The organism is Marinobacter sp. (assembly GCF_965229985.1).
In the GTDB taxonomy this organism is placed as follows: domain Bacteria; phylum Pseudomonadota; class Gammaproteobacteria; order Pseudomonadales; family Oleiphilaceae; genus Marinobacter.
The window spans coordinates 651,009-675,607 of sequence record NZ_OZ245935.1; the positions used below are offsets into that span (position 1 = coordinate 651,009).

27 protein-coding genes are annotated in these 24,599 nt (G+C 54.7%); 14 read left to right on the forward strand and 13 right to left on the reverse strand.

The annotated features are described in order from the left end of the window. Positions 1–10: 10 nt before the first annotated feature. Together ACO06L_RS02915 and ACO06L_RS02920 are read right to left on the reverse strand one after the other, a co-directional pair. Positions 11–283: a YebG family protein gene (locus ACO06L_RS02915; protein ID WP_202346600.1), complete on the reverse strand. Its 273-nt coding sequence runs from the start codon at positions 281–283 to the stop codon at positions 11–13. Between the two features lie 146 nt (positions 284–429). Next, positions 430–1,398 carry a beta-ketoacyl-ACP synthase III gene (locus ACO06L_RS02920; RefSeq protein WP_064227976.1) on the reverse strand — a complete coding sequence of 323 codons (969 nt, stop codon included), beginning with the start codon at positions 1,396–1,398 and terminating at the stop codon, positions 430–432. A 167-nt stretch (positions 1,399–1,565) separates the two neighbouring features. Between ACO06L_RS02920 and ACO06L_RS02925 the strand changes: the two genes are divergently transcribed. The 3 genes from ACO06L_RS02925 (at position 1,566) to ACO06L_RS02935 (ending at position 2,625) form a co-directional block, all read left to right on the forward strand. Continuing rightward, entirely contained in the window at positions 1,566–1,817 is a 252-nt protein-coding gene (locus ACO06L_RS02925) for a YdcH family protein (RefSeq protein ID WP_064227975.1), read from the forward strand. A 169-nt stretch (positions 1,818–1,986) separates the two neighbouring features. Beyond that, entirely contained in the window at positions 1,987–2,139 is a 153-nt protein-coding gene (locus ACO06L_RS02930) for a hypothetical protein (RefSeq protein ID WP_008171150.1), read from the forward strand. 234 nt (positions 2,140–2,373) lie between these two features. Next, complete coding sequence (locus ACO06L_RS02935; protein WP_202346599.1) at positions 2,374–2,625, forward strand: hypothetical protein; 252 nt, start codon at positions 2,374–2,376, stop codon at positions 2,623–2,625. Between the two features lie 3 nt (positions 2,626–2,628). Here the strand turns inward: ACO06L_RS02935 and ACO06L_RS02940 are convergent, their stop codons facing one another. The 7 genes from ACO06L_RS02940 to ACO06L_RS02970 form a co-directional block, all read right to left on the reverse strand. Next, the gene (locus tag ACO06L_RS02940) at positions 2,629–3,498 is read right to left on the reverse strand and encodes a peptidoglycan-binding domain-containing protein (RefSeq protein ID WP_227715819.1); all 870 of its coding nucleotides are present in this window, start codon (positions 3,496–3,498) and stop codon (positions 2,629–2,631) included. Between the two features lie 116 nt (positions 3,499–3,614). Continuing rightward, on the reverse strand, positions 3,615–5,621 hold the full coding sequence (locus ACO06L_RS02945) for a methyl-accepting chemotaxis protein (RefSeq protein ID WP_227715820.1): 2,007 nt from the start codon (positions 5,619–5,621) through the stop codon (positions 3,615–3,617). A 117-nt stretch (positions 5,622–5,738) separates the two neighbouring features. Then, positions 5,739–6,704: an ABC transporter substrate-binding protein gene (locus tag ACO06L_RS02950; RefSeq protein WP_202346598.1), complete on the reverse strand. Its 966-nt coding sequence runs from the start codon at positions 6,702–6,704 to the stop codon at positions 5,739–5,741. A 288-nt stretch (positions 6,705–6,992) separates the two neighbouring features. Continuing rightward, positions 6,993–8,831: a protein kinase domain-containing protein gene (locus ACO06L_RS02955; protein WP_202346597.1), complete on the reverse strand. Its 1,839-nt coding sequence runs from the start codon at positions 8,829–8,831 to the stop codon at positions 6,993–6,995. A gap of 9 nt (positions 8,832–8,840) precedes the next feature. Further along, positions 8,841–10,439, reverse strand: coding sequence for a dihydrolipoyllysine-residue acetyltransferase (locus ACO06L_RS02960; protein ID WP_202346596.1), 1,599 nt, complete (start codon positions 10,437–10,439; stop codon positions 8,841–8,843). A 26-nt stretch (positions 10,440–10,465) separates the two neighbouring features. Further along, positions 10,466–11,443 carry an alpha-ketoacid dehydrogenase subunit beta gene (locus tag ACO06L_RS02965; RefSeq protein ID WP_064227969.1) on the reverse strand — a complete coding sequence of 326 codons (978 nt, stop codon included), beginning with the start codon at positions 11,441–11,443 and terminating at the stop codon, positions 10,466–10,468. Between the two features lies 1 nt (position 11,444). Further along, positions 11,445–12,629, reverse strand: coding sequence for a thiamine pyrophosphate-dependent dehydrogenase E1 component subunit alpha (locus ACO06L_RS02970; RefSeq protein ID WP_202346595.1), 1,185 nt, complete (start codon positions 12,627–12,629; stop codon positions 11,445–11,447). A 276-nt stretch (positions 12,630–12,905) separates the two neighbouring features. Between ACO06L_RS02970 and ACO06L_RS02975 the strand changes: the two genes are divergently transcribed. Beyond that, positions 12,906–14,375, forward strand: a complete 1,470-nt coding sequence (locus ACO06L_RS02975) for a malate:quinone oxidoreductase (RefSeq protein ID WP_202346594.1) — start codon at positions 12,906–12,908, stop codon at positions 14,373–14,375. Positions 14,376–14,405: 30 nt separating this feature from the next. Beyond that, positions 14,406–16,142, forward strand: coding sequence for an isocitrate/isopropylmalate family dehydrogenase (locus ACO06L_RS02980; protein ID WP_202346593.1), 1,737 nt, complete (start codon positions 14,406–14,408; stop codon positions 16,140–16,142). Positions 16,143–16,177: 35 nt separating this feature from the next. Here the strand turns inward: ACO06L_RS02980 and ACO06L_RS02985 are convergent, their stop codons facing one another. Then, positions 16,178–16,552 (reverse strand): hypothetical protein, encoded by a 375-nt coding sequence (locus ACO06L_RS02985; protein ID WP_202346592.1) that lies wholly within the window; start codon positions 16,550–16,552, stop codon positions 16,178–16,180. Between the two features lie 335 nt (positions 16,553–16,887). On the opposite strand from ACO06L_RS02985, the gene ACO06L_RS02990 reads away from it, so the two are divergent. Continuing rightward, complete coding sequence (locus tag ACO06L_RS02990) at positions 16,888–17,298, forward strand: ACT domain-containing protein (RefSeq protein ID WP_202346591.1); 411 nt, start codon at positions 16,888–16,890, stop codon at positions 17,296–17,298. A 13-nt stretch (positions 17,299–17,311) separates the two neighbouring features. On the opposite strand, the gene ACO06L_RS02995 is transcribed toward ACO06L_RS02990, so the two are convergent. Then, positions 17,312–17,446 (reverse strand): hypothetical protein, encoded by a 135-nt coding sequence (locus ACO06L_RS02995; RefSeq protein ID WP_264753885.1) that lies wholly within the window; start codon positions 17,444–17,446, stop codon positions 17,312–17,314. Positions 17,447–17,683: 237 nt separating this feature from the next. On the opposite strand from ACO06L_RS02995, the gene ACO06L_RS03000 reads away from it, so the two are divergent. From ACO06L_RS03000 to ACO06L_RS03015, 4 genes are all read left to right on the forward strand, one after another. Further along, complete coding sequence (locus ACO06L_RS03000; RefSeq protein WP_064227963.1) at positions 17,684–18,685, forward strand: AraC family transcriptional regulator; 1,002 nt, start codon at positions 17,684–17,686, stop codon at positions 18,683–18,685. A gap of 111 nt (positions 18,686–18,796) precedes the next feature. Beyond that, the gene (locus tag ACO06L_RS03005) at positions 18,797–19,639 is read left to right on the forward strand and encodes an NAD(P)H-binding protein (RefSeq protein WP_202346590.1); all 843 of its coding nucleotides are present in this window, start codon (positions 18,797–18,799) and stop codon (positions 19,637–19,639) included. A 98-nt stretch (positions 19,640–19,737) separates the two neighbouring features. Continuing rightward, complete coding sequence (locus ACO06L_RS03010) at positions 19,738–20,151, forward strand: hypothetical protein (protein ID WP_202346589.1); 414 nt, start codon at positions 19,738–19,740, stop codon at positions 20,149–20,151. A 100-nt stretch (positions 20,152–20,251) separates the two neighbouring features. After that, complete coding sequence (locus tag ACO06L_RS03015) at positions 20,252–20,821, forward strand: pyridoxamine 5'-phosphate oxidase family protein (protein WP_202346588.1); 570 nt, start codon at positions 20,252–20,254, stop codon at positions 20,819–20,821. A gap of 7 nt (positions 20,822–20,828) precedes the next feature. Here the strand turns inward: ACO06L_RS03015 and ACO06L_RS03020 are convergent, their stop codons facing one another. Further along, positions 20,829–21,293 carry a MarR family winged helix-turn-helix transcriptional regulator gene (locus ACO06L_RS03020; RefSeq protein ID WP_202346587.1) on the reverse strand — a complete coding sequence of 155 codons (465 nt, stop codon included), beginning with the start codon at positions 21,291–21,293 and terminating at the stop codon, positions 20,829–20,831. Positions 21,294–21,477: 184 nt separating this feature from the next. Between ACO06L_RS03020 and ACO06L_RS03025 the strand changes: the two genes are divergently transcribed. Then, entirely contained in the window at positions 21,478–22,458 is a 981-nt protein-coding gene (locus tag ACO06L_RS03025; RefSeq protein WP_202346586.1) for a LysR family transcriptional regulator, read from the forward strand. Positions 22,459–22,534: 76 nt separating this feature from the next. After that, entirely contained in the window at positions 22,535–22,705 is a 171-nt protein-coding gene (locus ACO06L_RS03030; RefSeq protein ID WP_202346585.1) for a hypothetical protein, read from the forward strand. Between the two features lie 72 nt (positions 22,706–22,777). On the opposite strand, the gene ACO06L_RS03035 is transcribed toward ACO06L_RS03030, so the two are convergent. Further along, positions 22,778–23,647: an AraC family transcriptional regulator gene (locus ACO06L_RS03035; RefSeq protein WP_202346584.1), complete on the reverse strand. Its 870-nt coding sequence runs from the start codon at positions 23,645–23,647 to the stop codon at positions 22,778–22,780. 109 nt (positions 23,648–23,756) lie between these two features. Between ACO06L_RS03035 and ACO06L_RS03040 the strand changes: the two genes are divergently transcribed. Together ACO06L_RS03040 and ACO06L_RS03045 are read left to right on the forward strand one after the other, a co-directional pair. Further along, positions 23,757–24,227: a YHS domain-containing (seleno)protein gene (locus tag ACO06L_RS03040; protein ID WP_202346583.1), complete on the forward strand. Its 471-nt coding sequence runs from the start codon at positions 23,757–23,759 to the stop codon at positions 24,225–24,227. An 84-nt stretch (positions 24,228–24,311) separates the two neighbouring features. Next, positions 24,312–24,596: a DUF2282 domain-containing protein gene (locus tag ACO06L_RS03045; RefSeq protein WP_064227955.1), complete on the forward strand. Its 285-nt coding sequence runs from the start codon at positions 24,312–24,314 to the stop codon at positions 24,594–24,596. Positions 24,597–24,599 lie beyond the last annotated feature (3 nt).

Sequence of the window (24,599 nt, forward strand, 5' to 3'; positions counted from 1 at the left end):
CCGCCCATTTTTATTCTTGCTCCGCGTTCAGCAGGTCAGGCTTCTTGAGAGCCTTCTGGAACAGATCTTTATCCTCGGCGATAGCCATGGCGCAGCGTTCCGCCAGATCGTCACTCAGACCTTCTACCTTGCGGCCCAGGAATACCTGAATTTCTTCGGCCAGCTCCAGCACCTTGTCCCGGGCGTCGGCTTCTGCTTTTGAAGTGAACAGCATCGTCTCAGGATTTTTCAGTGCCATATCCAGGCCGTCCCTATCAGAAAAGTAGACTGCTTGTACTGCCATGGTTATTCCTCGCAGTGAGCGTTGGTTATACTGTATAAAAATACAGTCTATCTGACAGGGTGCGGTAAATACAACGAAAAACGGGCTTCAACTGATGTTGAAGCCCGTTTCTGAGCCAAGCCTGATAAAAGCCAGGAAGAAAGCAATCAGTACCTCAGCAATGCCGAACCCCAGGTGAAGCCGCCGCCAAAGGCCTCCAGGAGAAGCACTTCGTTGCGCTTGATTCTCCCATCACGAACGGCGACATCAAGGGCCAGGGGAATGGACGCAGCGGAGGTGTTGCCATGTTCATTGACTGTTACGACCACCTGGTCCATGGACATGTTCAGCTTCTTTGCCGTGGCCGAGATGATGCGAAGATTAGCCTGGTGCGGAACCAGCCAATCGATCTCCGATTTCTGCATCTGGTTAGCCGCAAGGGTTTCGTCAACGATCTTGCCCAGGGTGTTTACCGCTACCTTGAACACCTCGTTGCCTTTCATCTCTACAAAGGCACGACCCGCTTTCACCTGGTCGTAGCCATCGGCAATGCCGCAGGGAACGTGCAGCAAGTCCGCATATTGGCCATCTGCGTGGATATGGGTGGAGAGGATGCCGGTTTCTTCATCGGCTTCCAGGATCACCGCACCGGCGCCATCGCCAAACAGGACACAGGTACCGCGGTCCTCCCAGTTGATAATGCGGGAAAAAACCTCGGCGCCAATGACCAGTGCTTTCTTGCTGCTGCCGGTCTTTATGAACTTTTCTGCTGTTGCCAGTGCGTATACGAAACCGCTGCAGACGGCCTGGATATCAAAAGCAGGGCAGCCATGAATGCCCAGGCGCGCCTGTAGGATGCATGCCGAGCTGGGAAAGATCTTGTCCGGCGTGGAGGTGGCAAACACGATCAGATCAATGTCTTCCGCCTTGATACCGGCCGCGTCGATGGCGTTTTTTGCGGCCTGCTCGGCAAGATCTACCGTGGTCTGGCCTTCGATGGCTATGTGACGTCTTTCGATTCCCGTGCGCTCGCGAATCCACTGGTCGGTGGTATCGACCATTTTCTCAAGGTCTTTATTGGTAACAATGTTGTCAGGCAGGTAAGAACCGGTGCCGGTAATTCGTGCAAAGGTCATTCGCAAGTGTCCCGAGGCGTAACTGGATAACGTACTACCATGCTATACCCATGCAACGTCGTGCGTAATTAGCGATTTGTCAAAGACGCCCAGAAACTGGCACGCTCGTCTATGCTGAAGATGATCAGCCTTGATCATAACTCTGCAAAGAAAAGGAGAGTAAAACGATGGGCATTTCCAGCCACGAGCTTCACGTAGAATTCCCGCAGTACCGAGACCTCATTCAGGAACTCAAGAGCAATGATCTGAAGTTCAACGAAAAGCTTCAGGAGTACACGCACCTTGACCACGAAATTGAAGGGCTGGAAAAGAGAGACTCTCCCATTGGTGACGATAAACTGCACCGCATGAAACAGAAGCGGGCACAGCTCAAGGACGATCTTTACCAGGTGCTGATTTCAAACGCCAAGGCGTCATGAAATCGCAATTTAAATGAAATAACAGTGAAGCCTGAAAATGCTGGGAGCCCCTGTTTATAGGGGTTTCCAAGTATTCAGAAAACTCCTCGTCAAGCCTAGAATAGGATCCTAATTAAACAAGGTCCCGGTTTTAACGACCGAATTTTTGGGTTGACTAAGGAGTAATGAAATGAAAAGAGCTGCTTCTCTTTACAAAGGCTGGCGGATGAAGCGCAACTTTATCCACCTGGTAATGACAATGGACCGTCGGTTGCTGAACGACGTTGGATTTTCACCGGAGCTGGTTGAACAGAAACTGAGCACTCCGTTCTGGAAATTCTGATCGGTACATGCGATCGGCAAAGGCTACGGTAACCTTCTGAACTGGTTGAAAAATAATCGGGTCGGAAGGTTACACATTGTCACAATAATGAAATATGCCCTTGTTCTTAAAGCGTTTTTATCTCAAAAAAATCTAAGAAAATTGATCTGAATCTGTATTCTCTATTACCGGATCAGCTTATAGTTACGCTACCTCCAGAACCACACCGGTTCACCCTGAAAGGAGAGCTTGACGATGATCCAGGAATTTCTTCGAAGTACCTTGCCTTTAGACTCATCCGTTACCCTCAAGCGTTCAGAAACTGAACCAGACACCGAAATTGCCCACGCCCGTAGTGAAGCCTTTGAGATTGTCTCAGATGCCGGTGAAACCGTCGGATTTGTAAAAGCATGGGAAGATGACCCCAGCTTCCGTGGCTACGTCCACTTCGATTCCGATGGCAACGTTATTGACTGGAAGGTATTCAAAGACCGGTTGCAGAGCTGACGGTCACACCAGCCAACCAAAAAAGAAATCGAACAGCGCACTGAAAAAGCCGCCGCCGGTGCTCCGGGAGTTGTCAGCGACTGCGGATTTTCTCGGTGCAGGGGTATTATCGCCCTGTTCTGGCTGGACTTTTTTCGTATCGGTTGTCTCCGGCTCGGCGTTTCCGGCACTGGTAGGCTCTATGGGGAGCTGAGCCAGGATTGGATCTGGCTCTTCGGTGGCTTCCGGTGTTGTTCTATCGACAATCTCGGGTTCCGGCGTGGGAGTGGAAGCAGGGGGCTCTGAAACCTCCGGCCCAGATGTTGCCTGGGCAGCTATCGAGACTTCTTCTACTGGCGTGACTTCAGTTTGCGTTGAGGTTTCCTCAGCAACTGTCTGGTTTTTAACAGGTTCAGCATCGGTTTCAGTTTTCGGTTCGATCGGTTCGGAAGACTGCTGAACCGGGTCAGGACTTGGTTTTGGCGCAGGTTTTGGCTCAGTCCGGGCAACGCTCGGGGTGCTCGGCGTTGGCTCCGGCAGGGACAAACCAAGCTCTGCCAGTGACGCCTTGCGACTGCCCACAGAATTTGCAGCGATGGTTGTACTTGATGCTTCGGCTACGCCAAGCGCTTTCAGCGTTGGCGCATCCAGGTTGCCGTTGGTTTGCAGCCCATTTTCATTCTGATAGGCGCGTATGGCGGTTCGGAGCTGCTCGTCGAACCAGCCGTCGGCGCGTCCGATATCATGACCTGCACCATAAAGCGCATTTTCGGCGGCAAAAATGACTTTCTCGGGCTCGGCTGCGTGAGCCGTGCCCAGGCAGGTGGCCGCTGTCAGCATGGTAATGACAGAGACACGAATGCCTGGCTTCCTGGGTGAATGAAAGCGCGTCATGGCGGGATACCTCCGGGCAGTCCGTTTCCGCTTACATTGTGTAACTTGAAACCCCAAGGTATCAGGTAATCATTCTCGCTCTCGTGAAGTGGTTAACATCTGCAACCATTGTCTGTTCAGGTCTCATTGGCGCGGAAGCGCCTTACAAGCGTGTTCAGCTCATCGGCCATGTCCGCCAGCGACCGGCTTGACTGGTTTACCTGGGAGATATCCCCGGCCAGTTCCTCGATGGCACCACTGCTGATTTCCACATTCTGGGTCATTTCCGCAGCCGTTGCTCTCTGTTGTTCGGTGGCGCTGGCGATCTGGGTCGTCATTTCGACGATGCTGTTGACCGCAGCGAGAATATCGGTGAGCGCCTCGCCCGACTTGCTTGCCTCTTCGCTGGCTTCCTCGGCCATCTGCTTGGCCTTGCTCATGTCCACGACCGCGCCGGCGGCGCCACTTTGAAGCTGGGAGACTATCCGTTCGATGTCTACGGTCGATTCCTGCACCCGCCTGGCCAGGCCGCGAACCTCATCGGCAACCACGGCGAACCCACGTCCTGCTTCGCCCGCACGTGCCGCCTCAATGGCGGCGTTCAAGGCCAGGAGATTGGTCTGTTCCGCAATGCTTTGAATCACCGCCAGGACATTGCCAATCTCTGCTGACTCGTTTTCCAGTTGCTGGATGCGGGTTGATCCTTTTTCCACCTGATTGGCAAGGTTGGTAACGGCGCGAATAGCTGAGCCAACCGTTTCCTGGCCGGAGTCGGCCAGTGAGGAAGCCTTGCGGGCTGATTCGTCGGTATCACTGGTGTTCGAGGCAATCTCTTCCGAAGTTGAGACCATTTCCTGCATGGCGGCAGACACCTGAGTGATCTGATCGCGCTGTTGTTCTGAGTTGGCGGTGGTTCGAGCCGTGATGCCGGCAAGCGATTCAGACTCACCGGTAAGCCGGCGAGAAGCTGTCACGATCCGCGAAATCGTTTCCTCCAGGGTTTCCAGGAAGGTGTTGACTGCGCCAATAAAATCACCGATCTCATCGGGGCGGCCGGGAGTGAGCCGAGTGGACAGGTCACCGTTGTTGTTGGCGATGTCGTCGAGATAGCCCAGAATCTCTGTTTTCGCCCGTTTTACGCTGGAGCCCATCAGGCGACTCATCACCACTGCAACGATCAGTCCAAGAACCGCCGACACTGCGAAAGCGGCGAGCGTGAATTTGAGTGCGAGGTCTGTTTCCGCCGTTGCTTCATCCGCCTCAATTTCAAGAGACGCAAAAATACTGGCCTCGAGATCGCGTGCCATGGTCGCGATTTCCCGTCCGAGTGCATCCAGCTTTTGGGTTTTCACCTCTACCAGAATACTCTGTTGCTTGAGCATCTCCTGCACAGCAGAGCGGTAGTTCCCGAGCTCTTCAACGACTGTATTGAGATATACCTGAACAAACTCAGGGCCATTCTCTGCATCGATAAGCTCCAGCGCATCGGAGAGGTCCTCAATGGCCCAGCCCAGCGCCTTTTTCGAATCCTCGTCGCCATTGGCGAGATAACGCTCTGCTGTCATCCGCATGATTAGAGCATCGTTGAGTAGCTGCTCGAGTCCCGCTCTTAGCTCACTGTCGGGCTCCCTGTTCGCGACACCATTCAATGCCAGCCTCAGCGCCTTGGTGGCGTTGGGGCCGTGCTCGTCCAGCTTCTGATCAATAATGGCGAGCACCTGTCGTTTCGCGGGTACCAGCTCGTTCCTGAAGGCGTCGATATAGCTCTTGGTGGTGTTTTCAATACGGTCCACAAGCTTGGCGCGCTCCGGCTCCTGAATGTTTTCCTGGGCTCTGGCCATGACGGCGTTGAAATCGGCCTCCAGTTCATCAAAGCGTTCGAGTGTCTCCTCATGGCCGGTTGCGTAGTAGTCGGAAACCCGAAGGCGCATCCGGTAAACGCTGATGACCGACTCTGTACCAATTGCCGTATCCGGCGCCAGATCCCGGGCGACCGTGTTCATGCGCTGGTCCAGTTGCTGGAACTCGGAGACACTGAAAAAGGTGACGGAAGCAAACAGGAGAAGAACGAAAACCGGCGCAATCAACAGCTTACCCGGTACGCCCAACTTGCGCTCTGCGGATTCAAGGAATGAAGAAGCCAAAGTGCGACCCTTTTATCGGATTGTTTTTATAGTTAACGGCAAGGCCGATCAAACCTGAAGTTACGGGTTCGTTTGGTAATATCGGCGCAGTGCTCATGGAAGACCTGAATTCGGAATCTATTCAACGAAATTGGCCTGACTGGCAATCAGAGGCGACAGTTGCAGGTTCCAGTGCGCCAGTCCGCTCTCACTGTAAACGTAGTGGCCGCTCAGGGATTTTAGATGGGGAATACGGTCTGGCTTTACGCCATTGAGAATCAGCGATGCCAATCGGGCTGCGGTAAGCCCCTCCTGTTTGGCCGAGATGGTGAAACCGCCGATACTTTGCTCCTCGCCAACAAAGATATCCCAGAACGAAAACAGGGGGAGTTGGGCCCTATAAAAGGCTTCCTTCAACAGATCATGAGGGATGACGTATTGGTCGTCTTTGTCCCTGATGGTGTGATGAGTGCCAAGCACAACCGCATCATAGCGCTCATGGGCATTCACCACAGTGTTCAGCCAGGTGTCCTTGTCGTTAGTCAGGACGATGTCCAGTTCTGAGCCATAGATCGTGGCCTGACGCTTGTCTCCGAAGTACTCGTTGACTGCGTTGCGCATGGTAGGTGAGTCATCCATCAGAACCAGGAATCGCTCCTTCTGGCGGAGTATTTTTCGAAGATGACGGATGCTTTCCGAGAAAAAGGGACGCTCAAGTATTCCAGTTACCAGAGGGTGTTCGAGGGTAGGGTGCTGAACAGGGCCACCGTTCACACCAAGGAAAACCACTGGAATCTTTTGCCCGACCAGGTGATCAGCCATCAATGTAAAGGCATTGTCATCACCGAGGATAGCAACATCGGGGTTGATGTCCGCAATGTTGCTCTGGATTTCAGCGACTTTCTTTGGCCACTCCGGTTTTGAGAGGCGTTTGGTGTCGAGTTCAAAAACGTGAATATCGTGGTCCTCCCCGAGTACAGACCGGACCGCATCGATATAATCTGCGTCCCATTTGTATTCGAGGTGGTAGCTTTGGATGATTACAACGGTTTTGCCGAAACACAGGGGGCTGACCAGCAGAAGAGCCAGGAAGAGTAAACGCATAGTTGTTCCTTATTATTGTCCGAGCAACATTGAAAAACAGAATGCTTAACGATTTGTTCTTCAGGCAGTTTTTGTAGTTATGACCGGTTTCAATACAGGAACTGTGCCAGTTGGCCAAGCCATTGTTTTAAAAGGTTTTTGATGGCTATGGAGGGCTTTGCTTCCCGTTTTCAGCGTAAAGTGTCCGGTGTAAGGGACAGTTGGCGGCGTGCGGGGCTGGATGTGTTGGTTTTACCGGACAATAGCGTCCGAAATAGCGGACACAGAAAAGTTGGCTCGGGCTGAGGTTTACGCTTGCTCGGTCCTTGGATTGCGCGGGTAGTACCTCTCAGGCAGGCGCTCGATATGCGGAAAGAACCGGGTGTCTTTGTAGGGCATCTTCATGAACCCTGAAACGCCCAGGCCGGTAATCTGTTCCACCGCTGACAGGATTACGTCCAGCAGTCGGCGAAATTCCTGCTCCCGGTCCGGGTCCAGCAGCCGGTAATGGCTGTGGATTTTGAGATGGCGGGGCAGGGCTTCGAAGATGATCATACCTGTGTGATGGATGGCGTTGAGCTCCTCCAGGGCATGAATAATGGTGTCAGGTAAGACCAGGAATTCCTCCGGGTCCGGGCCGTCCTCGAAGTAGGAGTGGACCCGGCTTTCATCTTCTACTTCCGGTGCTGCGCTTACCTCGTAGTGCAATTTCATATCCGGTGATACCACAAAGGGCTGGGACGGTTCGTCGCGATCAACGTGCAGGGTGTTGCGGGCGTTGAAAAGACAGCTTTTGAAAATCCCCTTCCGGTAAATGGCCTGGGCCAGGTAAACCATGTTGTTGACCGCCTGAACAAACGCTGACTTCAGTGCTGGATCGTGCAGATTTAGGGAAGTGTCAATGTAGATGCCATCGGTTTCCCAGCGCACGGCCAGCCCGCCTTCCACCGGGTAGCGCCCAAGCCGGCTGACGGCGGCCAGGAAGGCTTTCTCGGTTTCGCCCATGCCCTGCATGAAGTTCTTGTAGTAGCGGTCCAGCTGCACGTCGTTCACATCGTTCAGGGTTTCCGGTGCGCCTTCCTCCCTGAGGAACGATTTGCGCGAGCTGTAAACCACGGTGTCAATTTCCTGGTCTGAGGTCCGCACCCAAACGGGTACCTGTGCCGCGACCGGCTTTTCGGGCAGATCGATCATCACCGCGCGGGCCATCCGTGGCATCTCTCTCAGATAATAGTCACCTGCTTTGCGGCGGGTGTCCGGGTCCGGCGACAGCATGCCATCCAGCATTCGGGCGAATTCCATGGGCAGGCCGAGGGAAGTGGCTGGTATCGCCCGATGACCAAAACGGCAGGATTGCGCCGAAGCGAGGGCATAGAGCGTGCCGGCCGCGCCCTGTTCGTCAAACCGTGGAGAAGACAGCCCCCCGTTCAGCTGTTCATCGCCAATAAAATAGACATCCCCGAGCCGGGCGTTGGTTTGTTGCAGGTTATCGGACATAAGCTCCATCACGTTGGCGGTAATGAACTGCTGGTTGGCGTCCAGTTGAGCAAACACGGAGGAGCCCCAGTCAATCAGGGCAATGTTTTCGGTGCTGGCGTCAAAGACCAGATTGGAAGGTTTGATATCACCGTGCACGATGGGCCTGCCAGCGGGCCCGTTTTCACGGCGCAGGTTCCGCAGGATATCGGCAAGCTGATCCGCGATGCGGATGATGAGTCGTGGTTTCAGACGGCCATCACGCAGGGAAACCTCTTCCAGGTTCAGGCCGGCAGCACGCTCCATAACGAGAATCGGCTGGTTATTGGCCCGCTGGTAGGAAATCAGCCGGGGCACCCTGGGGTGCCGGACCTGTTCCAGAATGTAGGCTTCATCTTCAAGCCGGTCCTGGAGGTGCCGGGGCAGGTTGATGCGGGTGAATTTGAACACATGTTCCGGGCCTCCGACCGCGGTTCCGGGGAGTCGGCCAGAGAACACAAAGCCATAGGCGCCCTTGCCAATTAGTTCTATGTCTTCATAGCCGAGTTGGCGGAGCTGGGCGGCGCAGAGCGCCACCCAGTCCTTGAGCTTTTTGGCATCATCATGGCTGAGCAGATAGATCGACTGCTCTTCGGGGATGTAGAACTGCTGCAGTTGCGTCTTCTGCGCCATGATGAAACGTCAGCCCATATGCAGGAGCATGGTTTGAGGCGATTCCAGGTAGCCTTTCCAGCGGTTGCAGAACCGGGCAATAGTGCCGCCGTCGATAATGCGATGATCGCCGGCCCAGCTCACGGTCATGATGGCGCGTTCCACCACCTGGCCGTTGGCATCAAACCGGGGCAGTTTCTGGGTGCGTCCCAGGGCAACAATGGCCACTTCCGGCGCGTTGATAATGGGCGATGCGTAGGTGCCGCCCAGTGCGCCAATGTTGGAGATGGTAATGGTGCCGCCCTTGAGGTCTTCCTGGCTCACGCGACCAGATCGCGCCGCTTCGGTCAGGCGCGCTACCTCATCGGCAATGCCCAGCAATGACAGGCTTTCAACGCCCTTGATGTTTGGCACCATGAGCCCTGCCTTGCCATCCACGGCCATACCGATATTGCAGTGGGGCAGGTAGTGGATCTCGGTAACGTCGTCGTTGAGCTGGCTGTTGAGTACCGGGAATTCCTGAACCGCCAGAGCCATAGCCTTCATGAAGAAGGGCATGAGCGTCAGTCTTGAGCCCCTTGCTTCTGCCTCCGGCTTCAGCTGTTCCCGCAGCTTGAGCAGATCGGTGACGTCGATATCCTCGCTGTAGATAAAGTGAGGAATGGTGGTGGCCGATTTCACCATGCTTTTTGCCATGGCGGCTTTCATGCCCCGGATAGGCTCGACCCGTACTTCCTGTTCGGGCGCGGGCTGCCTGCGGGTACCGCCCGTGGTCGCAGCTTGCGTATCGTCGGCGGGCGCCTGAGTCTGAGCCGGTTTTGGGCCCTCTTCAAGATGAGCCAGCACATCGGCTTTCAGCACCCGGCCATCCTTGCCGGAGCCTGGGATGTCACCCAGGTTGAGCTCGTGCTCCCGAACCAGGCGACGAACGGCGGGGCTGGCAGGAATACGCTGTCGGTTGGCTGAAGCCACAGGTGAGGCCGTTGCCGTTGAGAGTTGCGCAGTGGGCTCCGCTTTGGCTTTGGGCTCGTCCGGCTCTTCCCGATCCCGGGGAATGAACGCGAACAGCGGGGCATGAACTTTGGCCATGGCCTGCTGTTGATGATAGAGCTTGGTTACGCGCCCGGCTTTGGGAGCGGTAATTTCAACCATGGCCTTATCGGTCATCACGTCGACAACAGGCTGGTCTTCCTCGATTTCGTCACCTTCAGCGACCCGCCATTCCACCACCTCGCACTCGACAATTCCTTCGCCGATATCCGGCAGGATAAAGTCCTCGGTGGCGTCATCGTCAGACGGCGTGCGTGTCGCAGATTCGGTGTGGGCCTCGCTGGCTGGCTCTGCTTTGGCAGGCTCCGGAGAACTGGCCGCCGGCGCCTGGCCATCGCTTTCGCTCTCATCCACCAGCTCAAACAGCGGGGCGTGGACCTTGGCGATATCGCCTTCCTTGTAATAAAGACGGGTCACACGGCCCTTGTAGGGTGCCGGAATTTCCACCAGGGCCTTGTCGGTCATCACCTCGGCCACTGGCTGATCTTCCTCGATGACATCGCCTTCACTGACCAGCCATTTGACCAGCTCACATTCCACGATACCTTCGCCGATATCGGGCAGTATAAAATCACTCATAGTCGCTCTCCTGTCCTGATATCAGCCTAGAATTCAACGCTCGCCCTGATGGCCTCGTAGACCTTCAGGTGGTTGGGTAGATGCTCTTTTTCCAGCACCAGCGGGAAGGGTGTGTCCATCCCGGTTACCCGAGCGATCGGAGACTCCAGATACAGGAAGCACCGTTCCTGAATCGTGGCGGCGATTTCACCGGCGAATCCGCCGGTCAGGGGAGCTTCGTGGGTGACCACCAGCCGTCCGGTCTTGAACACGGAGTTGGCGACGGTTTCCACGTCCCAGGGCAGAATGGTCCTCAGGTCGATGACCTCACAGGAAATACCATCTTTCTCGGCCCGTTCCACGGCCTGATCAATCACTTCCATCTGGGCGCCCCAGCCCAGAATCGTCACATCCGTGCCTTCCTTGGTGACTTCGGCCTCGCCCAGAGGCAGGCGATAGTCTTCATCCGGCACTTCACCCACCGAGGCCCGGTAAAGCCGCTTGGGCTCGAAGAACAGGGTAGGGTTGGGATCGTGTATAGCGGCGAGCAACAGCCCTTTGGCCTGATGCGGGTTGCGTGGTACCACGATCTTCAAACCCGGGGTGTGAGCAAAGTAGGCTTCCGGTGACTGGGAGTGGTACAGGCCGCCGGCAATGCCGCCACCGTACGGCGCGCGAATGGTCAGCCCACCAACGTTGAACAGGTTGCCTGAACGATAGCGGAACTTGGCGGATTCGTTCACGATCTGATCGAACGCCGGGAAGATGTAGTCGGCAAACTGGATCTCGGCCACCGGCACGGAGCCCTGGGCTGCAAGGCCGTTGGCAAACCCGATGATGCCTTGCTCTACCAGCGGCGTGTTGAAGCAACGCGCCTTGCCGTATTTCTGTTGCAGGTTGCTGGTGGCACGGAAAACGCCGCCAAAGACGCCCACATCCTCACCGAAACACAGCACTCGCTCGTCTTCTGCCATAGCGGTGTCGAGGGCGTTGTTGATCGCCTGGAGCATATTCATCTTGGTCATCTCATGCTCCTCCCTTGGCGTGTTCCGCACTCTTCGGGTATTCGTCCGGATACCGGCGGATATGGGCTTTCAATTTATCGAACTGCTGAGCCAGCGCTGGCGGGACCTCGTCGTAGACATCGCTCACCAGGGTTTCGAGCGGCGGAGGTGGCCGTTTCTGGGCCCGTTTCATGGTTTCGAGCACTTCCCGGCGCATGTTTTCCTGGAGCTGCTTTTCGTCGTCCTCACTCCACCATTTTTTGCTTTCCAGCCAGAGGCGCATGCGCAGGATCGGATCTTTCTCACGCCACACCGCCTCTTCATCTTTGCTGCGGTAGCCGGAGGGGTCATCGGAGGAAGAGTGGGCAGCCAGGCGATAGCTCATGGCCTCAATCAATACGGGGCGATTGTGTTCCACAGCCAGCTTTCGGGCCTCCTGCGTAGCCTGGTACATCGCAAGAATGTCGTTACCATCCACCCGGATCACGTCCATTTTGTACCCGTAAGCCCGGGGTGCAACGCCATCGGCAGCAAACTGTTCGGCGGCCGGCGTGGAAATGGCATAACCGTTGTTGCGGCACAAGAAGATCACCGGTACGCGATGAACCGCGGCCATGTTCAGGGCCGCATGGAAATCGCCTTCGGATGCGGCGCCTTCTCCGAAATAGGTAATGGTGCAATGCCCTTCACCGCGAAGCTTCTGGCCATAGGCATAGCCGGTAGCCTGGGGAATCTGGGTGGCCAATGGCGAGGAGATGGTCATGTAGTTCAGCTTCTTCGAACCATAATGCACCGGCATCTGGCGGCCCTTGCCGTAGTCCATCTCGTTGCCGAACAGCTGGTTCATGAACTCGTCGATGGTAAAGCCGCGGTAGGCGAGGGCGCCTTGCTCCCGATACTGCGCCATGATCATGTCGCCATCATCCAGTGCTGCCGCACTGCCGATTACTGCAGCTTCTTCGCCGGTGCACTGCATGTAAAAGCTCAGGCGGCCCTGTCGCTGGGCGGCTAGCATGCGCTCGTCGAGTATTCGGGTGGTGACCATGGCCCGATAGATACGAAGGGCCTTGTCTTTGTCGAGATCAGGAGCCTTGGCGCTCTTGTAGAGCTTGCCGTCCTGTTTCAGAAGCTTGAACGTGGGAATACGAAATTCCGCACCGTCGGTAAACACTGGGGAATACACAACTTTGGACTTTGTTGTTGTCATAATCCTCTTCCTGGGGTAGTGGCCTGAGGAACAAACACTCCTTGTGGGAGTGTAGTTAATGTCATTGTAGACAGCCTGGCGGAATCTGGTGTGATTCGTGCCAGGTGACATTTACCTTAACGTAAACTGCGGTTTAGGGGTAGACCCTGGTGTCGAGATTTTCGGTAGTGGGAGGCCGCTCGCCATGCGTTTCCCGTGCCTGGCGAAGCGTGCTACCGTCAAGGCATACACTTTTTTAACCTGATTCAGACATTTGACTCACGCGGGTAGGCTTTAATGAATGTAATCATCATTGGCGCAGGAATCATGGGCACCACCTTCGCCACCCTGGCGAAAGAGCTGGCACCGGAACTCGATATCACGATTCTTGAAAGACTGGACGGTCCCGGGGCGGGAAACTCCTGGGTGTTCAATAACGCCGGCACCGGGCACGAGGCGAACTGTGAGCTGAATTACACGCCGGTGGACGAAGAGGTTATTTCGGTCGAAAAGGCGGAAAAGATTCATGCTCAGTTTAATGTGGCAAAGCAGTTCTGGGCGTACCTGATCCAGAAGGGGGCCATCAAGGACCCCAAATCGTTTATTAACCAGACCAAGCACTGCACCATCGTCTCTGAGCCATCTATTCCTGAGCTGAAACTCCGCTTCAAGGAGATGTCGGCCCATCATTTTTTTGAACAGATGCGCTATTCCGAAGATTTCGATGAGATCAAAAGCTGGATTCCTTACACCATGGAGGAACGCCCACGCCATGAAAAAATGGCGGCGACGGTTATTGAAACGGGTACCGACGTCAACTTCGGGGCGTTGACCGAGCAAATGGCCGAATATGCGGTTAAGGATCTGGGTGTAAAGATTGAATACGGCACCCATGTCAAACGTGTGCATCGAAGCCCCGCCGGTAGTTGGCTGGTGGAAACGCAGAGCAGGGGAGTTGATCGTCGGTACAAGGCAGACGTGCTGTTTGTCGGTGCCGGAGGTGGGGCATTCCCGATCCTGAAAAAGAGCCACCTGCCTTTTGCCCGCCGATTCACCGGTTTCCCGGTTGGCGGCCGCTTCCTTCAGGCTCCGATCAGCGCCGAACAGGCTGAGCAATATCGGGCCAAGACCTATGGCAAAGCGAAGGTCGGTGCGCCTCCGATGTCTGTCCCGCACCTCGATCTGCGGGTAGCCAATGGCCAATATTATTTGCTGTTCGGCCCTTTTGCCTCGTTCAAACCGGTGCTTGAGAGAGGCCGTGGCTTCCTGGATTACCTGCGCGCCATGCGCCTGCATGATATTCCAGGGTTGCTCAACGTGGCTCTTGAGCACTTTCCACTGGTCAAGTACCTGGTGTCTGAAACCTTCAAGGGTGAAAAGAGCATGTTCGAGGAACTGGACAGCTTCGCCCCGGGCATGAGTAAAAAGTTCAACTGGAAAGCGGTCGAGGCAGGCCAGCGAGTTCAGATCATCCGGGATGGCGACCTGCAGATGGGCACAGAGATCCTGGTATCCCGTGACAAGACCTATGGCACATTGCTGGGCGCATCCCCGGGAGCTTCGGTATCGCCGGAAGTCATGTTGCGTTGCCTGGAACAGCTTCTGCCGTCTATTTTTACCAGTGAGGAAGCCGGTAAAAAGAGAAAGGAGATATTCCCCGAGGACAATCTGGATACTTTGGCGAAGAATCCCGAGCGCTATCGGGAGATCCGGGATGCCGTTAACGAGCGGTTGGGTATCAAACAATCGGCATCACAGCAGGACTAATTCAGGCCAAGAAACAGCAGGGAGACTCTCATGGACAGCAGAATCAGTGTGACCTCGCCTCTCGTGATCCTTCACGGCGACGAAATGGCTCAGGTTGCGTTTGAGCATATTCTCAAGAAATTCGTGAGATCACGACTTGATATTCAGCTTGAGGAAATCGAGCTGTCCGCGGAAAACCGCCTGCTGACCAATGGCCAGGTGGTTATCGATGCCATCGACTCGCTCCAGCGACATGGTGTGGGTGTGAAAAACGCCGGCATGACCGTAAACCGGCAGCAACTAGAGGACTTGCTCCGCAAGCATCCGGATGTGGATGGCAACAACCTGCATCCGCTGGCGACCAAATCGCCGAACGGCGCGATCCGTAAAGGCATCAGCGGCAACATTACCCGGGAAGACATCAAGTTCCGCAACCTCAATATCCGCCGGCCGGAGTGGGTAGGGCGCGATATTGAAGTGGATACCATGGAATTCGGTGGCATCAAGGACAGCTTCAACCAGCTGTCCATGGCAACCGGTGTGGTCAAACTGATGTTTGTGGGCAGCAGTGGCGACCCGGTAGAGCTTCACCGGCGAGAGATTCGCAAGGGCGATCCGTGGCTGCTTGCTACCAACGACATCGAGGATGTTAAAGCCTGGGCCCACCGTTTCTTCCAGCGGGCCATCGCAGAAAAACGCGATGTGTACCTGGGCCTGAAAGACACCGTGATCCCAGGTTATGACGGCGCCATGCGCTCGGTGATCGAGGACATCTATCACAGCGACTATAAGAAGCAGATCGAAGATCTGGGACTGAAGTACTACTACGAGCTGATCGATGCCCAGGCGGCGCGAATTGTTTCCAATCCGCCGGAGCGCGCACTCTGGGGTGTTCCGGACAATACCACCGGGCGCAAACTGCTCAAGCTGGTCAATCAGCTTCGGGAGTTTGGCATTCCGGGCCGGGGTGCACACGTGTCCATCTCCCGCATGAGTGCCGGTGGCGGCGACCAATACGGTAGCTTCAACATGGCGGCGAAGGAGGATGGCATCCTCAAAGTGATTGTCGACGGTGACGAGAAGCACGCCCGCCGGGTCAGGAAGGGCGATCCCATGTTGCTCATGTCCAATGACCGGGAGGCTATCAAGGACTGGGTTCTGCAGGTTTTCCGGGACGCCTCCCGTAAGGACAAAGAGGTGTACTTCGGCCTCAAGCGCGAGTACATGGAGTACGACGAAGTCTATAGCGACGTAATTACCGAAGTGCGCCGGGAACTGGCCAGCGAGCACACGCCACCGCCTTCGTTCATGATCATGCGGCCCTCGAGCCAGCTCAAGAAGATGATCACAGACCCACCCAGGAACGCGCTTTATCCCTCCCAGAATCTGGATGGCGACATCTTCTCGGACATTTCAGCGGCGCTCGGTGGCAGTCTGGCGACCGCCAGTTCGATCATAGAGAGCAAGGACGGCACGATGCTGTTTGAAGCTCCCCATGGCACGGCCCATGACCTGTATCTGAAGTACCTGGAGAGCGACGGAAAAATAGCCCATTTCAATCCGTCAGCGTTGATCTTTGCGCTGGCCAACGCCCTGGAAACCCTGGGTGAGAGAGAGGGTAATGAGCCACTCAGTCAATACGCCGTTCAATTGAAGGCGGCGTTAACCGATACGGTCGATAGCGGCATTGTTACTGCCGATCTGAAGGGTAAAACCGTTGATCCGGATTCGGAACAGGTGGTGGATATGATTGGATTTCTGGAGGCCGTAGAAAAGGCGCTCCAGTGATCCTCTGAACCACGGGAGCGCCCCACCTCTGGAGCTTACTTGACGGTATTACCGGGAATCAGCATTCCATTGCCCTTGATGACGCCATCCTGGCGCAGCACCATGGATGGCCCATTGATGCTGACCGAGTAGCAAGTGGGCTCCTGGCCATAGGCAAAGCACATTTCGCCCTCTTTGGTGGTCCACTCGCCTTTGTAGTCCACGCCATGGATTGTGCCGTCCGCTGCATAGTATTCGTTAAATCCGGAGTTCGGTTCCAGCATGCTGCCCTGGTATGAGTGGTCGCTGACCGCCTGGGAGATCTCATCTGCGCTGAGCTTTTCAGATGCACTTGCGGCGCCGCTGCCCAGTAGTGCTGCCAGAGCGAATGCGAAGGGGACTGACATGCCATTTCTTGCGTTGCGATTCATCGTACTTTCCTTTTTTCGTTTGAATTAAGAAGTGCGCGATAAAGCGTACGCGTGGCTAACGTGCAGAGATCTGTTTCGTGGTTCCAGTCATTGGCGATCTGATCCGGCGAGGGGCGCTAATGTAAGCTCTTGGACACGATGTCTGATGGAGGCTCGTTATTCGCCTGTGATAGGTGAGCAGGGCGTGTCGAAGCGAGTAATCGTATTAGTAAGCGGAATCAGGTACTCAGCAACGGATTTTGATAACTAAATCCGCAGCAATTGACTATGCTCATAGGGAAAGTTTCAAGTTTCCTTACTGCAATCCGGCGACCTTCGCCCTAAGGACAGTCAAAATGATGCGAACACAGTTCCTGCAGGATTTGATCAAGCAGCTCTCGCCAACACTGGATGAGACGACGTACGTTTACTGCACTGTGCCAAAGGCAAAGTACGGCGATCTGGAACACCTCAAGCCCATCGTCAGCATTGCCGAACTGGAAGGACTTACTCTGGTTATTCCACTCGAGGAAGCCAAAGCCGAGGGCCTGGACTACTACAGAGTCTTCAGGCGTATCACCCTTGAGGGTCACTCCAGCCTTGAGGCTCTGGGTCTGACATCGGTGGTGACGAGCCTGCTGGCCGAACGGGGCATTACCACCAACGTTATTGCAGGCTTCTATCATGACCACATGTTTGTGCCCAGTGATCGGACTGATGAGGCAATGAGGGCGCTCAAGGAACTCGCAAGCAATCCAAGTGGCTGAACGCTGCTGCCGTTTAAGAGCCGGTGAGCTGGTTGTCGTTCTGCTTCTGAATCATCTGAGTTTTGCCGGCGGCATATCTGAGCGTAATGGCCAAAGTGAAGAATGCCGCCAATCCGCCAAACAGAGTAATCACGGGGATAATGTTCATAGGTTTTAAACCTCCAGTGGTTTAAGTCGGGTATCGGTATCGCATCCAAGCTTATAGTTAGTATACGAAGAAAAGTCCGACCCTGGCGTATGCAGAAACCATTACTGCTCGTATGCAAATACCCCTAGTTCGTCTTTGCCGTACAGATCTACCTCCATATGCTGCGCCAGAGGCGCCGCTTTCTGACCAGGCTGAAGAGGTTGCACAACCAATAGAACATGGATTATCTATGTTGCCATGGCTCAAATAACTTCACTGTATGTCTACAAGGTGGTCAGTCAGGCAAGCCCGGGCGTCGAAACGCGGGACTTGATACGTAAACTTGGCCTTCCCGTGGACGGCCCCATTGATCCCACTCAGATGGTGTCTTCAACAGAGTATTATGATTTCTTTGCTGCTTTGGTTGATCGAGATCCCAATGGCCTCTCATTGCCGCTGAAAATCGGTGCCTCAATGCGAAGCGACGAGTACGGCGCCTTTGGCCTGGCCTGGAAATCCGCGCCGACCTTGCGCGGTTCATTTACAAGGGCAGAGCGGTACGGGCATGTTCTTGGCAGTGCAGAAACGTATTCGCTTGAGGAAACGACAGAGGGGTTCCTATTCAACCTTGAAAAAGCAGGGGATGGTTGTCCGGGCATGCTGCTCTCCAATGAGGCCAGCATGTCGGCGGTATATACCATTAGCAAAGAAGTCAGCTCCTCGAATTTCATTCCTTTTGCCATTTATTTCAAGCATGCGCCGAGAGGCGATACCAGAGTGTACGAGAACCATTTCGGTTGCCCGGTCCATTTCGAGACGGGACGAGATGCGGTGCTTGTAAGTAAAGAGAGCATCGAAATCCCCAACAGGCTGGGCGATGAATCCATCGCCAAGTTTTTTGACCGACATCTTGAACAGCAACTGAACTCCCTTAAGGGCGAGATCGACCTGCAACAACAGGTCCGGCGTGCAGTCGCCAACGTGCTTAGCGAAGGGGTACCGAAGCTTTCCCGGATTGCGTCCGAACTGAATCTGGGCGCACGGACACTGCAAAGAAGACTGTCAGAGCAGGGTTATTCCTTTCAAAACGTCGTCGACATGGCGCAGAAGGATCTCGCACAGAGACTTCTGCGGGAGACAGATTACAGTCTTGCCGAGGTGGCCTTCCTGACGGGATTTGCAGAACAGAGTGGGTTCACTCGGGCTTTCAAGCGCTGGGCGGGACAGACTCCACGATCCTATCGACTTCGAACTCGCTGAAGCTGAGTTCGAAGTTGTCGCCAGCTGCACAAACTCTGGCACCCTGGGGCAATAACAAACAATACTGTTCCTCGAAAATTGACTTGCACTTAAGAAAAAAGGAGCAAGTCAATGAAACCATCCAATCAGGCACATCAAACAATTCTTGTCGTAGGCGGTACCGGAAAAACCGGCAAACGCGTCGTTGATCAGCTGAAAGACAGCGGTTATGAGGTTCGAGTTGGATCCCGCTCGGCCATCCCGTCTTTTGATTGGGGCAACGAAAAAAGCTGGGACCCTTGCCTCACTGGCGTCACTTCAGCCTATATCACCTACTCACCAGACCTGGCCATGCCCGGCGCAACCGACGCTATCCAGGCGTTTGTGAGCCTGGCGAAACGACGCGGCGTGAAGCGGCTCGTCCTGTTATCCGGCCGTGGCGAAGCCGAGGCTCAAGCCTGCGAAGACATTGTCCAGGAATCTGGCCTCGAATGGACCATCGTCCGCGCTAGCTGGTTTAACCAGAACTTTTCTGAAGGCGCATTCATCGACATGGTGTTGAATGGTGCCATCACTCTGCCAGCAGGCGATCAGGTCGAGCCTTTCGTTGATGTCGATGACATCGCAGACGTGGCTGTTGCGGCCCTGACTCAGGACAGCCACAGCGGGCGCATCTATGAAGTGACGGGGCCAAGACTCATGACATTCGCAGACGTGGCCAACGATCTTTCCCGCGCGACCGGTCGCGAGATTTCATTCATCGACGTGCCTCACAAGAGCTTTATCACAGAGATGGAGAACTCCGGGGCGCCCGAGGATGTGGTCTGGATGCTGGATTATCTATTCGCAACGGTTCTTGACGGCCGCAACGCTCATTTGACCGATGGCGTTCATCAGGCACTTGGTCGCCCGCCGAAAGACTTTGCTGTGTTCGCAGAAGAAGTGGCCAGAACAGGTATTTGGGAAGAGCGCTAAGCGCGCCTGGCCCATGAATTGAGGCAGGTTTGGCAGGCGCATACAGCAGTTGTCAAACCTGACGCTTTCCCACTTTTAACTCACAGGTAGCATGAACAATGCTTGATAAGATACTGTTAACAATATCAATCGCACTTTACGCAATTGCTGTCCCGTATTTGGAAATCAACGACACCCACGTGTTCAACCCGGATTGGGTAGCCCATGCGAGATTGCACGAAGTGTGGCAACTGATTACCAACTCTTCTCTCGGTGCGATTGCCCTGTGGCTTACCTGGATGTCTGTCGATGGAAGGGGCAAAGCAAGTGTTATTGCGCTGGTGGTCACCGGCGGTTTCCTTGCAGCCTACGCCTTACAGGGTTCATACGGCGGATCAATGGTGCATCCGGATGGTACGGAAAAGACTCTATTAGGCATCAATGTTGGCGTGATTGGATTCGGCTGGGTATTCATGAGTTCAGTTTTCACGCTCGTTAGAGCAGGGCGCCAGGATGCTACAAATAGGGATTGAGGCTGTCTAAAAATAATGGCGACGCGATGTAACACTTGAGCCGGCCGGGTTACTGATAGCTAACAGGAACAGAAAGCTAAGAGAATCTCAGGAGCCCATCATGGCGCACAAGTTTGCGGAAATCGCTTTTACCCGGACCGTTAAGCGGGTTCAGGAGGAAATGGGCAGCCGGTCGGGTTACTCATCCATTGAGACCGGCCCCGACCGAAACCATCTGCTCAGGGATCGGGAGCGCAGCTTCATTGAAGCTCGTGACAGCTTCTACATTGCCAGCGTCAGTGAGACAGGCTGGCCTTACATCCAGCATCGGGGTGGGCCAGCCGGATTTTTGAAGGTAATAGACCAGTCGACCATCGGGTTTGCTGATTACTCAGGCAACCGACAGTACGTGACGACGGGTAACGTGTTGAACAATGATCGCGTGTCGCTGTTCCTGATGGATTATCCTAACCGCAGAAGGCTGAAACTCCTTGGCCGGATGGCATTGGTTGGTCACGAACAGTCTTCAATTCTCGAGCGCCTGCAGGACCAGAGTTACAAAGCCCAGGTAGAGAAGGGCATGATCATTCGCGTCGAAGCCTTCGACTGGAATTGCCCGCAACATATTACCCCGCGCTACACTGAGACTGAGGTCGAAGCCATGCTTGCGTCTATGGGCGACGGGGGCTGAACCGACATCAAAGGGTAGACTGAAGTTTACTGCTGTAGCGCCGGAGTTTGCCTACGGTTTCTGACCAGTCATCTGCCCCTACCATATCGGTAAACTCACCGTGAGCTTCTTCCCATCGCGCCAATGCCTGCTGGTATATATCTTCGCCTTCCGCCGTCAGAGCCAGGCCCAGTGAGCGCTTATGGCCTGTTGGCTGGGACTGCAGCAAGCCTTTGGCAATCAGTTTTTCAACCGTTCGCTGAAGTGATGTCCGCTCCATGCCGAGAAGCTCCGCCAGCTCGTTGATGGAGTTTGGTGGCGACAGTTTGATGGCATTCAGAATTGAGAACTGGGTAATCCTGAGGCCGGTGTCGGCAAGGTGATGGTTGTAATGACGGGTTACCAGCCTGGAAAAAACTCGGGAGTAGAGCGCGGCGCAGGTTCTGGCAACCTCAAGAGGCGTTGTTTCCTGATCGATTGAGTGCTCAGACATGAAGGGCTCTCGTTTGCTTAAGTGTATATGCATGATGCTAGATTCAATCCCCTGTATTGTCCAGCCAATCAAACTCATGGAGTTGACGGGAATCTTGCGCCGTTTCAGTAACAGATAGGCCTCCAGGACGTCTGTGCAGTAAGGATTCCAATCCAACGTCCTCATCAAACACCAGGGAGGCACCATGAAAAACCAGGAACTCAACCTGTTACACGTGTTCAGCGCCATCATGACGGAAGGTTCGATCACACGAGCGGCGGACCGCCTGGGCATGACCCAGCCAGCGGTCTCAAATGTTGTTTCCCGAATGCGGACGGCCTGGAAAGATCCTTTGTTTGTGAAGCGGGGACGGCAGGTAGAGCCGACCTCGTATGCCCAAAGCCTATGGGACCAGATCCGGAACCCCTTGTACGAACTTTCCAATGCGGTGAATTCCACTCGCTTCACGCCCAGTGAATCCCGCAGGACGTTCAGGGTGGCCGTCACCGATTTGATACTCGAGATGGTCTGGCAACCGCTGATCTCCGAGTTGCAGAAAACTGCCCCGGGGATTGATCTGCATGCGGTGCCTTTCTCGCCCGCCACCGCAGCGAACCATTTGCGCGAAGCGAGTGTCGATTTCGTGATCGGGTTTTTCGAGCAGCATGATCACAGCCTGAGAAGCCTGTGGCTGTTCGACACCGGTTATGTGTTGGCCATGAGAAGCGGCCATGATCTGAGTGCTCAGCCGGTTGACCTCGATTCCTTTCTCAATGCTCAACATCTGCTGGCAACCATGTCGGGAGAGGCTCATGGTGTGGTCGACGACACGCTCCACAGACGGGGGTTGGAGAGACGCGTCGCGGTAACGGTAAACCACTTTTCTGCCGTTCCGAATCTGCTCAGAAACTCCGACCTGGTTGCAACAATTCCGGAAGTCATCACTGGTGACTGCGAGTTCTGCGCTGGTATTTCGATTACCAGTCTGCCAATTGAAGTTGAGCCGACCAGCCTGTATCTCGCATGGCATACCCGCCACGACCGGGATCCAGGAATTATCTGGATCCGGAGCGTGATCGAACAGGTTGCCAAGGAGTGTTGGGCAAAAGCGATGGCCGCAAGAGAGCTTGATTGCGGCCCACTGACGGTGATTGATCCAGGTATGGACAATCGGCCCAGTAACTAGAACGCCTGTCCATTTGTCGGGGTGCACCGGTGGTTACTATTTCTCTCGTAGACATCAACCACTGGAGAAACCAATCATGAAAAACGTAACTGCCAAAGCACTGCTTCTTGTTTCCATTGCCCTGATTTCCGCTTCCGCCAGCGCATCTCTGGCGGACCGCAAGTCAGACATCGACGATTTCAGCGAGACCGTCAGCAGCCCATACAGCGGCCAAAAGGTAATCCGCGGGCAGGTTGTACTGAAGTAAAACGCCACATCAAACGAAAGGGGCAAGGTTTCGAAATCCTTGCCCCTTTTTTGCTGCATAACTATCTAACTATCAGGCCACGCTGGCGTTTTCCTCAACTAAGGTGTTTTCCGCTTCAGCGGCTGTCGTGTTCAGCTTTTTCCATTCCCTCGGCGTCATGCCGGTATTCTTTTTGAAGGCCCTCGAGAATCCAGAGGCGTCCTCATAGCCCACCTCAAAGCAGATAATCGACATGGGTTTGTCCTTCAGGATGAGTTTTTTGGCTGCAGATATCCGCGCGTTCTGAACGTATTCGCCAGGTGCCAGGCCGAGCACATTCTTGAAGTGCTGTATGAAGGTTGAGCGGGACATAGTCGCCACATCAGCAAGCATATCCACGGACAGATCCCCGTTCAGATTGCTGTCAATGCGATTCAGAACTTTGCTTAGCTGCCGGTCAGCGAGCGCAGAAAGCATCCCCTTGGGTGTTTCCCCTTCCGAGACAATGTGTCGAAGCACATTTACGAATATCACCTCCACGAGTCGATTCATGACGGCGTCTCTTCCTTCCTGTGCGGCCTCGGCTTCCAGGAACAACACATCCACAAAGGAGCCAAGACCATGAACGGAAGAAAGGGGCAAAACCACGGATGCGGGCAGCGCCTCCAGGACGGGATTCCGCGACCCTGTCTGGAACTTGATTGAGGCACAGATCATCTCCGCGCCTTCCCGATTGGCACCGAAAAGCTGATGGGGCTGGGACCGCACTGAAAAGATCATGGTGGGTTCCGTCAGCGTAATTTTCTCCCGGTTCCCTTCCATGATGTCGAGCACTCCGGAACGGAGTACATGAATGTAGCCGGTTTCCTCTTCTTCAAAGGAGGCCAGCCCGCAGAGCTGGCCCCGAAAGAACACACCGGCGTTCACATTAAGCTGGTCGAGAATGTAAGAAAGCCTGTCCATAAGCACTCCAGATAATTGGCATAGAAGTTTGAACGATCGTACTTATTCAGTACCCCTCCAGGCCTTAATGTTTCAAACGTAGTCATCATTCATTCAAAGGAGATACCCAATGACTCGTTTCAAGAAACTTCGTGCCTTCGTTGCTATTGCCTCTATGAGCGCCGCTTTTGGTGCTTTTGCTGCCGATATCGACATGAACGCCAATGCCAATGATGTTGCCATCAGCGGCTACGATCCGGTGGCCTACTTTTCCGATTCAGAAGCCACCAAGGGTTCTGCGGAATACACCGCTACCTACAAGAACGCGATCTACCACTTCTCCAGCGCAGAGAATCGTGATCAGTTTCGTGCCGACCCCAGTGCTTATGCGCCCCAGTACGGTGGTTACTGCGCGTTCGGCGTAACCATGGAGAAGAAATTCGACGTTGATCCTGAAGCCTGGCGCATTGTCGATAACAAGCTCTACCTGAACCTGAACAAAGACGTGCAGAAGCGTTGGCTCACTGATGTACCTGGCTTCATCGCCAATGCCAACGACATCTGGCCCGAGATCAAAACTGTGGAAGCAGCCGAGCTGTAATTCTCTGTCAGTGATATGAGCAAGTCCGGGGGTCCTTGAGGTTCTACCTCAGGGGCCCTGAACCAAACTTTGAAGGAGATCGATATGAACCAGAAGCTTCTTTTGAGCGCGGCATTGGCCGCCGCATTGGCCGGCGCCATGTCTGCACCCCTGGCACATGCTGGGGGCAAGGAAAAGTGTTACGGCATCTCAGCGGTTGGCGGTAACGATTGTGCCAACCTTGCGGGAACGCACTCCTGTGCAGGGCAGTCGAAAGTCGCCAACGACCCGGGTGAGTACAAGATTGTCGAGAAGGGCACCTGTGAAGACCTGGGTGGCTTTGACAAGGAAACGGCCCTGAAAATCATTGCTGAGAAAAGCAAAGGTTAAGTG